An 11,320-nucleotide genomic window follows, 5' to 3' on the forward strand; every position below is an offset into this window, starting at 1 on the left:
GATGTTTGAGAGGTTTACTGAAAAGGCCATCAAGGTGATCATGCTGGCCCAGGAAGAGGCCCGCCGCCTCGGCCACAATTTCGTGGGCACTGAGCAGATCCTGCTCGGCTTGATCGGTGAAGGCACCGGCGTTGCCGCCAAGGTTCTCAAATCCATGGGTGTGAACCTCAAGGACGCCAGAGTTGAGGTCGAAAAAATCATTGGCCGTGGATCTGGGTTCGTTGCCGTCGAAATTCCCTTCACACCACGCGCCAAACGCGTGCTTGAGCTCTCCTTGGAAGAGGCTCGCCAACTCGGTCACAACTACATCGGCACGGAGCATCTGCTGCTCGGTCTGATTCGCGAAGGCGAAGGCGTTGCCGCCAGGGTTTTGGAGAACCTTGGTGTGGATCTCTCCAAGGTGAGAACCCAGGTGATCCGCATGCTCGGAGAAACCGCAGAGGTTGGAGCCGGTGGAAGTGGATCAGGAAGCAAGGGATCCACAAAAACGCCAACGCTCGACGAGTTTGGAAACAACCTCACCCAACTGGCAGGCGAAGCCAAGCTTGATCCTGTGGTGGGTCGTCAGAGCGAAATCGACCGTGTCATCCAGATCCTTGGCCGCCGCACCAAGAACAATCCGGTCCTGATCGGCGAGCCCGGCGTTGGCAAAACAGCCATCGCCGAAGGATTGGCGCAACGGATTCAGCAGGGAGACATCCCCGACATCCTTGAGGACAAACGGGTCCTCACCCTCGACATCGGACTTCTTGTCGCCGGCACGAAGTACAGAGGTGAGTTTGAGGAGCGCCTCAAAAAGATCATGGAGGAAATCAAAGCCGCCGGAAACGTGATCCTGGTGATCGACGAGGTGCACACCTTGATCGGAGCCGGCGCTGCCGAAGGGGCCATCGACGCAGCCAACATTCTCAAGCCAGCCCTGGCACGGGGAGAACTGCAATGCATCGGTGCCACCACCCTCGATGAGTACCGCAAACACATCGAACGTGACGCTGCCCTCGAGCGACGCTTCCAGCCCGTCACGGTGGGAGAACCATCCATTGATGACACCATTGAAATTCTCAAGGGTCTGCGCGAACGCTATGAGCAGCATCACCGCTTGCGCATCACCGATGAAGCGCTTGAAGCCGCTGCAACCCTTGGCGATCGCTACATCTCCGACCGTTTCCTTCCCGACAAGGCCATCGATCTGATCGATGAAGCCGGCAGCCGCGTGCGCCTGATGAATTCCAAGCTTCCACCGGAAGCCAAGGAAGTGGATAAGGAACTTCGTGCTGTTCAGAAGGAGAAAGAGGACGCCGTCCGCGAGCAGGATTTCAGCCGCGCCGGTGAATTGCGCGACAAAGAAGTTGAGCTGCGGGACAAGATTCGTTCGCTGTTGCAGTCCAGCCGCGAGGACTCCCCCTCTGACAATCAACAATCTGAGGATCAAGCCACAGACGTTGACGTTGCTTCAACCGAGTCTGAGGGAGCCACTGAGTTGGCGGTCACGGGCACGACACCTGTTGTGAACGAAGAAGACATCGCTCAGATCGTGGCGTCCTGGACGGGTGTGCCTGTTCAGAAACTCACGGAAAGCGAGTCGGTGAAACTCCTCAACATGGAGGAAACCCTGCACAAGCGCTTGATCGGTCAGGACGAAGCGGTCAAAGCGGTCTCCAAAGCCATCCGCCGGGCGCGTGTGGGGCTGAAAAATCCCAACCGCCCCATCGCCAGCTTCATTTTCTCTGGCCCGACGGGTGTGGGCAAAACCGAACTCACCAAAGCGCTCGCGGCTTACTTCTTCGGCAGTGAAGAAGCCATGATCCGCCTCGACATGTCGGAATTCATGGAGCGGCATACGGTCAGCAAATTGATCGGATCCCCTCCGGGCTACGTGGGATTCAACGAAGGCGGTCAGCTCACGGAAGCCGTGCGTCGCAGGCCTTACACAGTGGTGCTGTTCGATGAGATTGAGAAAGCCCACCCCGATGTCTTCAATCTGCTGCTGCAGCTGCTCGAAGATGGCCGTCTCACCGATTCCAAAGGCCGGACGGTGGATTTCAAAAACACCTTGATCATCATGACCTCGAACATCGGTTCGAAAGTGATCGAAAAAGGTGGTGGTGGCCTCGGCTTCGAATTCTCCGGCGAGAACGCTGAAGAAAATCAGTACAACCGAATCCGTTCCCTGGTGAATGAAGAGCTCAAGCAGTACTTCCGCCCTGAGTTCCTGAACCGACTGGACGAAATCATCGTGTTCAGACAGCTCAACCGTGACGAAGTGAAGGAGATCGCAGAAATCATGCTGCGTGAAGTCTTTGGTCGGATCGGTGAAAAGGGAATCACCCTTACGGTCTCCGATGCCTTCAAAGAGCGGCTTGTGGAAGAGGGTTACAACCCCGCCTACGGCGCCAGACCACTGCGCCGTGCCGTCATGCGTCTGCTCGAGGACAGCCTTGCTGAGGAAGTTCTCTCCGGTCGCATCAAGGACGGGGACGAAGCTGAAGTGGACGTCGAAGATGGCAAGGTGGTTGTCAAACACCTGAACCGCACGGCCACTGAGACCCCTGAGCTGGCCAGTGCCGGTCGCTGACCTGGATGTCCGCAACAGAAAACACCTGTTTGATCTCCCATCACTCCATGGCGCCGGTCCGCGTGATTCGCGGCTCCGGTGCCTGGCAAGACGCCCTTCCCCAGATCCGTGCGCTCTGCTCCAGCCCGCTCTTTCTGGGTCGAAGTTCAGCCACGCAGCCTCTGCGCAACACGCTGATCTCCAGCCTCACGTCGGCTGGAATGAAGGTCGCGCCAGCGCTCCTGAGGCATGACTGCTGCAACGAAGACTTAAGTCGTCTTCAATCGGAATGGTCGGTTCACCGCAGTGATGGGGTGATCGCCGCTGGTGGAGGAAAAGTTTTGGATGCCGGCAAGCTCCTTGCCGACCGTCTCGATCTGCCCTGCATCACCGTTCCACTGAGTGCCTCAACCTGTGCTGGCTGGACCGCACTCTCCAATCTCTACAGCCCAGACGGTGCATTTTTCGGCGATCAGGCCTTGAAATACTGTCCGGACCTGCTGGTGTTCGACCACGATCTCCTGCGTCAGGCACCTCCCCGCACCCTTGCCAGTGGCATCGCTGATGCGCTGGCCAAGTGGTACGAAGCCTCCGTGAGCAGTGGTGCCAGCCAGGATGGACTCATCCTGCAAGCGGTTCAGATGGCGCGCGTTCTGCGCGATCAGCTTCTGATCGACAGCGTGGATGCCATGCAGAATCCAGGCGGTGACGCTTGGATTCGCGTGATTGAAGCCTGTGGGCTCACAGCAGGCGTGATTGGAGGCCTGGGTGGGGCACGCTGCCGCACGGTTGCTGCCCATGCTGTGCACAACGGGCTCACCCAACTTCAGGCCTGCCACGGATCCCTGCACGGCGAAAAAGTGGGCTTCGGAGTGCTGGTTCAACTTCGCCTCGAGGAACGCTTGGGCGGCAATCGCCTGGCAGAACAGGCCCACCGTCAGTTGCTGCCTCTGCTCAAGCAACTCGGACTCCCGGTCAGCCTCGACGATCTCGGACTCTCCAAGGCCAGCTTGAGTGACCTTCAACAGGTTTGCGATTTCGCCTGCCGTGAAGGCTCCGACCTTCACCATCTCCCCTTCTCTGTGACACCGGGAGCTCTTCTGGAAGCGCTGGTCGGAGCCTCAGAACCCAGCGTTCGACGCCCTTGAAAACCCAACTCGAAGCTATTCGCTGCAACCTGCTGGATCCCCAGGCTGCGGCCCTGCTCGACCAGCTGCAGTGGTGGAGTCTCCCTGAATTAGGAGTCGAAGCTCCCTTCCCTGTGGCAGTTATGGGCCAAGGGGAACCCCTGCTCCTTCTCCATGGATTCGACAGCAGTTTTTTGGAGTACAGACGGATCGCCCCCCTGCTGTGCAGTCGGTTTCAACTGTTCATCCCCGACTTGTTCGGATTCGGCTTCAGTCCCAGACCCAGCGCAGCTGACTACGGCAGGGAGCCGGTTTTGCGCCATTTGGACAGCGTTCTGCAACGGATCCCGGGTCACCGTCCGGTCGGTGTCATCGGCGCGTCGATGGGGGGAGCTGTCGCCGTGGAAATGGCCCGTCGTCAGCCTGATCGGATCAACACGTTGCTCCTGCTGGCACCGGCTGGACTAACCGGGCGTCCCATGCCCGTCCCGCCCCTCCTGGATCGACTCGGCGCCTGGTTCCTCAGCCGTCCGGGAGTGCGTCGTGGTCTGTGCCGACAGGCGTTTGCCGACCCTGACCGCGATGTCGGTCCCGCGGAGGAGCAAATTGCATCGCTCCATCTCCAATGTCCTGGCTGGAGCGAAGCACTGGCAGCTTTTGCCCGCAGCGGTGGCTTCTCAGGCAGCGGTCACCCACTTCCCCAACAGCCCCTGCATGTGCTTTGGGGAAACAACGACAGGATTCTCAGGGCGGGGCAAAAGCAAGCGTTAAGCGCCCTGCTGAAGCATCCCGTGGAAAGCCTCGATGCCTGTGGCCATCTCCCGCACATTGATCGACCTGAGGACGTTTCAGAACGGTGCAACACTGTGTTCCTGCCTGGTTGATCCATGTCCAGCCCCAGTTCAGGCCCGGTCTTACAGCTGCTGGCAAGCGGTCTGCAGCGATGGATCCGCTCACAGTGCGACTCCGTTGACGACTTGAATCTCTCGCTGCAGGGGTCCGCCTTCGCGTTACTGAAAGGACGTCTCAAGGGTGTGACGTTGCAGGCCAAACGTGTTCAGTTCCAGCAATTGCCCCTGGTCAGGGCTGACCTTCAATCGGGTGAGTTGAAGGCTTCACTGCGGCCGGGTCAGCCCAATCAACCGGTGCAATTCGAGGAACCCTTCTTGATCTCTGGAGAAGTGGTGCTTTCGGGTGTGGAGCTCAACCAAGCCCTGGCTAGCGATCGCTGGCGCTGGTTGGGTGACCTGCTGTCCGAGCAACTCATGGGTCTAACTCCCCTGCGATCCCTCTCGATTGACAACGACATCCTCAAGCTCACGGCTGACGTGATCACAGGCAAAGACCCCGTGCGCCGCAGTTTCCGGCTGAACGCCGAACAGGGAACGATCCGGGTTGATCACTGTGATGCGGAAGGAAGCATGCTGATTCCGATGGATCCTGCGATTCAGATTGAAGAGGCCCGTCTGCAAGCAGGGCAGCTTCTGCTGAAAGGCAAGGCCAGCGTGCAGCCCTAGCTGAGCACCGGCAGCACCAGGGTGACGGCATAAAACACAACGGCAGGAGTGAACAGATAGCTGTCGATGCGATCCAGAATTCCGCCATGACCTGGCAAGGCATCGCCTGAATCCTTCAAGCCTGCATCCCGTTTCATCATCGATTCGGTGAGATCGCCCACGAGCGCAAACAGCGCGACCAACGCGCCCAGACATCCCCCCGTCCACCAGCCGAGAGGCCACATCAACAGGGCGCCGGTCAAGGCGCCGATCACGATGGCGGAAGCCAAACCGCCATAGGCACCCTCAATGGTTTTGGCGGGCGAAATCGGCGAGAGAGGCCGGGATCCAAAGCGACGGCCGATGGCATAAGACCCGATGTCGCTGGCCACCACCATCAGGCAGGCCGCAAAGGTGATCAGCAAACCAGCGCTGATCCAAGATCCATCCAGCGACTGGAGCACCGGCGCCGCATCCGGAGTCACGAGGTTGCGAAGACGCAGCCAGTGGCTGGGTAGGAAGCCGAGATAGAACAATCCAAAGATCGACGCCGCGATATCGGCGATCGATCCTGTGATCGGCTGGAGAATCAGCCACCCGCAAATCGCAGCCCCCGACAGGGGCAAAACAGCATCAGCGAGATGGGACGCCAATCCCCCGTTCACCGACCACTGGGTGCTCACGAGCAGAAGCTGGCAGGCCACGAGCGTTGTTTTCGTGGCTGGACGCATGCCCTTGAACTGGGCCATCCGAAAAAATTCCAACAGGGCGAGATGCACGATCACGCCGAGAGCGATGGTGAACCACCAACCGCCCAATCCAACAACCACAACCCCAAACACGCCGGCCAGCACACCACTGCTCAGACGCTTGCGGTCAACGCCACTGCGCCTAAGCGCTGTCTCATTGGTTGTACCGTCAGCAACCACCCGTTGGATCCCGCGGCCTGTCAGGCCAGAACTTTCACCATACCGGGCACCTGCTCAGGCCAGCGCGCGTGCTGCCGTTGCAGCCATTGCACCCGGGCCTGATCAATGCGCTCTCCAGGCACAAGCAAGGGAATCCCCGGGGGATAGGGACAGATCATCTCCGCAGCGATCCGATCCGCACACTGCGACAACGGACACGCAAGAGTGGCTCGATGGGAGACAGCCGCGGGAGACAACTCCACAACGTTCACTGCATCAAGAGGAGGTGCCGCGACGGGAGCGAGGGGCGGCCCACCCCGGTCCTCGAGAAACAGCTGCCAGAGGCGTTGAAGCCGCGTTGCAAGCCCGCGATGGCGGGCAAGCCCCAGACAAAAAGTCAGGCAAAGGGGCTCCGGCAGCTCGGCAATCAGCCCACGGTTCATAAACCAGGTGTCTGCCTCCAAACCGCTCACGCCAATGGAGGCTGTATTCAGAATGATCCGCAGGGGATCGTCGCTCTCATGCAGGGGCACACCCTGGCAACGCCAACGATCCTGCAACCTGCGGGCTGTCTCCAGTCTTTGCTGCAGAAGTCTGGTCCATCGGGAAGAAAGCATCCAATCCAGGGTTGCTTCACAGGACGCCAGCAGCAGCGCACTGGGACTGCTGCTCTGCAGTCGCTGGAGGGACAAACGCAACGCTGTTGCGGAGATGCGTGTCGTCCGCTGCCAGAGCACTGCGGTCTGAGCCAGTCCTGGCGCTGACTTATGTAGCGAGTGCACCACGAGATCGGCCCCGGTTGTGAGAGACGACGGTGGCAATCCCAACCCGGGGGCAAAGGCGAGATGGGTGCCATGAGCTTCATCCACCAGCACCGGCAAACCATGGGCGTGCAGGCGATTCACGAGAGGGGCAATCTCTGCGGCGTACCCGTGATACGTGGGATGAACCAACACGGCAGCGGCCAGGCGACAGCCAAGATCGGGTAAGGCGTCGAGAGAGCGGCTCAAACCATCGGCGGTCATCGCGCCAGGGTGACCCCGGAGCGCATCAAACGGAACCGGCAGGAACACCGGCAACAATCCCCCCAGCTCACAAGCGGCGATCAGGCTGCGGTGAACATTGCGCGGTAACAGAACAGCGTCGCCGGGAGCGGCCATGGCCAGCAGTGCTGCCTGCAACAGGCCCGTTGCTCCATTCACGCCGAACCAACAGCACTCCACACCCATCCGCGCCGCAAGCCTCGCCTGCGTGTCTGCAACCGCCCCATCCGCCTCCAGAGGGCCGCCGATGTCTGGCAGTTCAGGGAGATCCCAACGCCCTGGCTGCTGACGCAACAGACCTCTCAGAGCTGGTGGCAAGGCTTCACCCCGGCCATGCACCGGGAGATGCAGGGCGAATCGCTGGTTTGAAGCGCGCAGGAGTCGCAGCAGGGACATGAGCACTGAATCGACAAGACCGCAGCCACGCGCGCGAACTGCGGCTAGAAGCTGAATCGTGGCATTACCCCTGTCCAACCCATGGCGAACTATCGGTACACCAAGGCCATCGCCGGGAGCTGTGCCATCGGCATCGGCCTTGGTGTGGTGCGGTTTGACTTCGCAGTTGTGGGGCGTTTGATGATCGAGAGCGGCCTCTTCAGCGCTTCATCGATCGGAGAGCTCTCCTCCTTGAATCTGGCCGGATACATCCTCGGCTGCCTGCATCATTCCCAGTTGCGCATCCTGCGGGACCGGCGCGTCACCCTCTGGATCGCCCTTCTCACCATTCCGATCTCACTCTTTGCAGAGGGGCTGAGCAGCACCCTGGCGATGCATGCCTTCTGGAGAATTCTGGCCGGTTGGGCATCCGGGCACCTCATGAGCGGAATCCCCCACCTGGCCACCCTTGGCTGTGCCGATGGGCAACGACGACGGGCGAGTGCCCTGGTGATGGCAGGCGCAGGAATCGGTGCCCTGATCGGGGCCTTGAGTGTGGGCAGCCTGCCCAAGGAAACCGTGGAACTCGGCTGGATGGTGCTGGGAACGGTGGCTGCGGTTCTGGCGATTCCGGTGGGCTGGCTGTTGCTGGTGGGGTTCCGAGACGAAGCCAGGCACGACCCCGAGGCACCGTTGGCCCGCGGGGAAGCGCCCAAGATCCCTGCTTCGTCCCTGCTCCCCCTGGCAGCGTTGACGCTGGGCTACCTGCTGCTCGGGGCTGGGCAGACACCAGTCGCGCTCTACGAACCCCTGCTGGTGAGTGAACGTCTCGGCGCGTCACCCATGCTGAGCAGCACATCGCTGGCCGTGTTTGGCGCTGGCTGCACAACGGGATCCTTGCTGGCCAGCACCTTTCCGCGGCGCTGGCCCACCGTGGTGTTGCTCCCCATCGTGGCCTGCCTTGGTCTGCTGGGGAACATCCTGTTCCTCACTGGAAGCAGCGCCACCATTCTCGGTGCAGCCACGTTCTGCGTGGGCGCCTGGATCTGGCTGACGGCCAGCCTCACCTTCGACCGTCTCAGTCAGTTGGTGGATCCCAGCGAACTGCGGCCGACCTGGTCATTGATCACCATGATTCTGGGAATCGGTTTCGCGTTGTTTGCGTTCGCAACCTCACCTCTGGTCTCCCAACACATCGATGGGCTGATTCTGATCGGCGTTGTTGTTGTGGTGTTGCAGGTGATCGCTGAACTGATCCAGTGGCTCGGCGATCGCCGCCATCGGCACCCTGATGAGGCGAACTCTCTAAGATTTCGCGGAGGAAGTGAGATCTGAGCGTGGAGTCTGTGCGGTACAACCCTGGCCGAGATGCCCGTTGGCTGCTGCTGCGTCCGTGGATCGCCGTACCCCGCATTCTCCAGATTGTGTGGGCGTTGTCTGGATTGGTGCTCAGCCTGCTGATCCGAGGCAACAGCAGTGATTCCAAGGTTCAGAAAAATCTGGCGCGCATGCTTCTGCGCACACTCACGAATCTGGGTCCTTGCTTCATCAAGGTGGGACAGGCTTTGTCCACCCGTCCCGATCTGATCCGACGGGACTGGCTGGATGAACTCACGAAACTTCAGGACGATCTGCCTGCCTTCAGCCATGACGTTGCCCTGAAGACGATTGAAGCCGAGCTGGGATCTCCGGCTGATGCACTGTTTGAAGAATTTCCGGACTGTCCTGTTGCCGCAGCCAGCCTGGGCCAGGTGTACAAAGCCAGGGTTCACGGTCAGCACTGGGTTGCCGTCAAGGTGCAGCGCCCCAATCTCACGTTCATCCTCCGGCGCGACATGGTGCTGATCCGGAGCCTGGGCGTGCTGGCAGCTCCGCTTTTGCCTCTCAACCTCGGCTTTGGCCTAGGTGAAATCATCGATGAATTCGGCCGCAGCCTGTTCGAGGAAATCGACTACTGCTGCGAAGCCGACAATGCGGACCGTTTCGCGGCCCTGTTTGCCGACAACCCCGCTGTCACGATCCCCACGGTGGAGCGTGCGCTGTCGAGCAGGCGAGTGCTTACGACCAGTTGGATTCATGGAACCAAGCTGCGCGACCGCCAGGAACTCAAATCCCAGCGGCTTGATCCGGCTGCTCTCATCCGCACCGGCGTGATCAGTGGCTTGCAACAGCTTCTTGAATTTGGATATTTCCACGCCGACCCCCACCCGGGCAATCTGTTCGCGCTGAGCGGCCGAAGCGGCGACCTCGGCCATGTGGCCTACGTCGATTTCGGGATGATGGATTCCATCAGCGATAGCGACCGTCTCACCCTGACAGGCGCTGTGGTGCACTTGATCAACAAGGATTTCGAGGCTGTCGCCCGCGACTTTCAGCAGCTTGGATTTCTGGCTCCCAATGCCGATCTGACCCCGATCATTCCGGCTTTGGAGGAGGTTTTAGGGGGAAGTTTGGGTGATTCTGTGGGGTCGTTCAATTTCAAAGCGATCACCGATCGCTTTTCGGAACTGATGTACGACTATCCCTTCAGAGTGCCCGCCCGTTTTGCTCTGATCATCCGGGCGGTGGTGAGCCAAGAGGGCTTGGCTCTGCGTCTCGACCCACAGTTCAAGATCATTGCTGTGGCTTACCCCTATGTGGCCAAGCGTTTGCTGGCTGGTGACACCAAGGAGATGAGGGAGAAATTGATGGAGGTGATCTTCGACGGTGATGGCAGCTTGAGGCTTGAACGCCTGCAAAGCCTCCTGGACGTTGTGGGGAAGGAGCAGACACAAGTGGGGACGGAGTTGCTCCCCGTCGCAGGGGCAGGCCTGAAGCTGCTGCTGGGGCGCGATGGAGGCGACCTGCGCCGAAGGCTGCTGCTCACCCTGATCAAGGACGATCGACTGGACACCACGGATCTGAAAAAACTCACGGCTCTCATGGGCAGAACCTTCGGACCGGCCCGGCTTGCGCAAGGCATGCTCCAGAGCCTCAATCCCCTCGCCGCCTGAGTCCGCCTCGGACCCTCCGGCACCAGGTTCCAGCGGTGATAATGCCAACTTGATTCAGTCGTACGGCCCCCATGTCGATCGCACCAGACTTCGCACCGATCGATCTTGACCAAGCCGAGCTCGACGTTCTGACCGGCGCCTTCGGTGATCTGAGCGCTGATGAGATTCTCCTGGAATTCGCCCCACTCCAGCAACCTCCCTACCTCGTTGCCGGCCTTGGCTTGGCCATCGGTGTGCTCTGCGGTCTCACTTTCGCCAAGCTGGTGCAAAATCGCCTGGACGGCTGGAAAAACGACAGACTGGCGATGCTTCCCCTGGGAACAGCGGAGACCAGCATCAGTTTTGCCGGAACCTTGATCGGCATCAGCCTGTTCATCGGCGGATCCCTTCAGGTGTTTGGCTTCGCATCCGGCGCTGCCTATCTGATTGCCTTCTCGCTCTCGGTTCTCACTGGCGGAGCGTTGTGGGTGCAGCTGGAGAGACTGATGACCCAGGTGGAATCCGGCAATTTTAAAGCTGTTGATTTCGACAACTTCGACGAATTCTTCTGATTAGCAGCACTCAGTTAGGCAGCCACGGTGTAGTCCCTGAGCTCAAGGGGTGCCTGACGCAGTGACTCCAGCCCCTCCCGCTCAAGCCGGCGGGTTCGGTCGCGGCTCATCTTGAGCGTTTTGGCAATGCCGGTGAGGCTCATCGGGTCCTCACCGTCCATCCCGTAACGCATCCGCAGCACACGCTCCTGCAATTCCGGCAGCTGGCCCAGCAGATCGCGCAGATCACCCTTCAGGCACTCCCCTTCCACCTGCTCACTGGGCAGCTCGCCA

10 protein-coding genes are annotated in these 11,320 nt (G+C 60.1%); 7 read left to right on the top strand and 3 right to left on the bottom strand.

Going from position 1 to position 11,320, the window contains the following annotated elements; genetic code table 11:
- The first annotated feature begins 1 nt into the window (after position 1).
- From KQ296_RS04620 to KQ296_RS04635, 4 genes are read left to right on the top strand one after another with little or no spacing between them, the layout of a single operon-like run.
- Positions 2-2,575 carry an ATP-dependent Clp protease ATP-binding subunit gene (locus tag KQ296_RS04620; RefSeq protein ID WP_041428551.1) on the top strand — a complete coding sequence of 858 codons (2,574 nt, stop codon included), beginning with the start codon at positions 2-4 and terminating at the stop codon, positions 2,573-2,575.
- Positions 2,576-2,580: 5 nt separating this feature from the next.
- Positions 2,581-3,702 carry an iron-containing alcohol dehydrogenase family protein gene (locus KQ296_RS04625; protein WP_041428553.1) on the top strand — a complete coding sequence of 374 codons (1,122 nt, stop codon included), beginning with the start codon at positions 2,581-2,583 and terminating at the stop codon, positions 3,700-3,702.
- The gene (locus KQ296_RS04630) at positions 3,699-4,565 is read left to right on the top strand and encodes an alpha/beta fold hydrolase (protein ID WP_011933440.1); all 867 of its coding nucleotides are present in this window, start codon (positions 3,699-3,701) and stop codon (positions 4,563-4,565) included. The genes KQ296_RS04625 and KQ296_RS04630 overlap by 4 nt, the downstream gene beginning before the upstream one ends.
- 3 nt (positions 4,566-4,568) lie before the next feature.
- Entirely contained in the window at positions 4,569-5,198 is a 630-nt protein-coding gene (locus tag KQ296_RS04635; protein WP_011933441.1) for a DUF2993 domain-containing protein, read from the top strand.
- Here the strand turns inward: KQ296_RS04635 and KQ296_RS04640 are convergent.
- Together KQ296_RS04640 and KQ296_RS04645 are read right to left on the bottom strand one after the other, a co-directional pair.
- Positions 5,195-6,106 carry a phosphatidate cytidylyltransferase gene (locus tag KQ296_RS04640; protein ID WP_011933442.1) on the bottom strand — a complete coding sequence of 304 codons (912 nt, stop codon included), beginning with the start codon at positions 6,104-6,106 and terminating at the stop codon, positions 5,195-5,197. The genes KQ296_RS04635 and KQ296_RS04640 overlap by 4 nt on opposite strands.
- Before the next feature lie 20 nt (positions 6,107-6,126).
- Positions 6,127-7,524 carry an aminotransferase class I/II-fold pyridoxal phosphate-dependent enzyme gene (locus KQ296_RS04645; RefSeq protein ID WP_011933443.1) on the bottom strand — a complete coding sequence of 466 codons (1,398 nt, stop codon included), beginning with the start codon at positions 7,522-7,524 and terminating at the stop codon, positions 6,127-6,129.
- Positions 7,525-7,605: 81 nt separating this feature from the next.
- On the opposite strand from KQ296_RS04645, the gene KQ296_RS04650 reads away from it, so the two are divergent.
- The 3 genes from KQ296_RS04650 to KQ296_RS04660 all read left to right on the top strand — a co-directional run bounded on the left by KQ296_RS04650 (position 7,606) and on the right by KQ296_RS04660 (position 11,047).
- Positions 7,606-8,838 (top strand): YbfB/YjiJ family MFS transporter, encoded by a 1,233-nt coding sequence (locus KQ296_RS04650; RefSeq protein ID WP_011933444.1) that lies wholly within the window; start codon positions 7,606-7,608, stop codon positions 8,836-8,838.
- An 11-nt stretch (positions 8,839-8,849) separates the two neighbouring features.
- Positions 8,850-10,496: an AarF/ABC1/UbiB kinase family protein gene (locus tag KQ296_RS04655; protein ID WP_011933445.1), complete on the top strand. Its 1,647-nt coding sequence runs from the start codon at positions 8,850-8,852 to the stop codon at positions 10,494-10,496.
- 71 nt (positions 10,497-10,567) lie between these two features.
- Positions 10,568-11,047, top strand: coding sequence for a hypothetical protein (locus KQ296_RS04660; RefSeq protein WP_011933446.1), 480 nt, complete (start codon positions 10,568-10,570; stop codon positions 11,045-11,047).
- 14 nt (positions 11,048-11,061) lie between these two features.
- Here KQ296_RS04660 and KQ296_RS04665 read toward each other — a convergent pair.
- On the bottom strand, positions 11,062-11,320 hold a 259-nt coding region (locus KQ296_RS04665), incomplete at its 5' end, for a sigma factor-like helix-turn-helix DNA-binding protein (RefSeq protein ID WP_311133856.1).

Source organism: Synechococcus sp. CS-197 (assembly GCF_025128215.1).
Lineage (GTDB): Bacteria > Cyanobacteriota > Cyanobacteriia > PCC-6307 > Cyanobiaceae > Synechococcus_C.

Bases quoted from the DNA above. Each gene is read 5' to 3' on its own strand.
- KQ296_RS04620 (WP_041428551.1), top strand. From the start codon at position 2: ATGTTTGAGAGGTTTACTGAAAAGGCCATCAAGGTGATCATGCTGGCC.
- KQ296_RS04625 (WP_041428553.1), top strand. From the start codon at position 2,581: ATGTCCGCAACAGAAAACACCTGTTTGATCTCCCATCACTCCATGGCG.
- KQ296_RS04635 (WP_011933441.1), top strand. From the start codon at position 4,569: ATGTCCAGCCCCAGTTCAGGCCCGGTCTTACAGCTGCTGGCAAGCGGT.
- KQ296_RS04645 (WP_011933443.1), bottom strand. From the start codon at position 7,524: ATGTCCCTGCTGCGACTCCTGCGCGCTTCAAACCAGCGATTCGCCCTG.
- KQ296_RS04650 (WP_011933444.1), top strand. From the start codon at position 7,606: ATGGCGAACTATCGGTACACCAAGGCCATCGCCGGGAGCTGTGCCATC.
- KQ296_RS04660 (WP_011933446.1), top strand. From the start codon at position 10,568: ATGTCGATCGCACCAGACTTCGCACCGATCGATCTTGACCAAGCCGAG.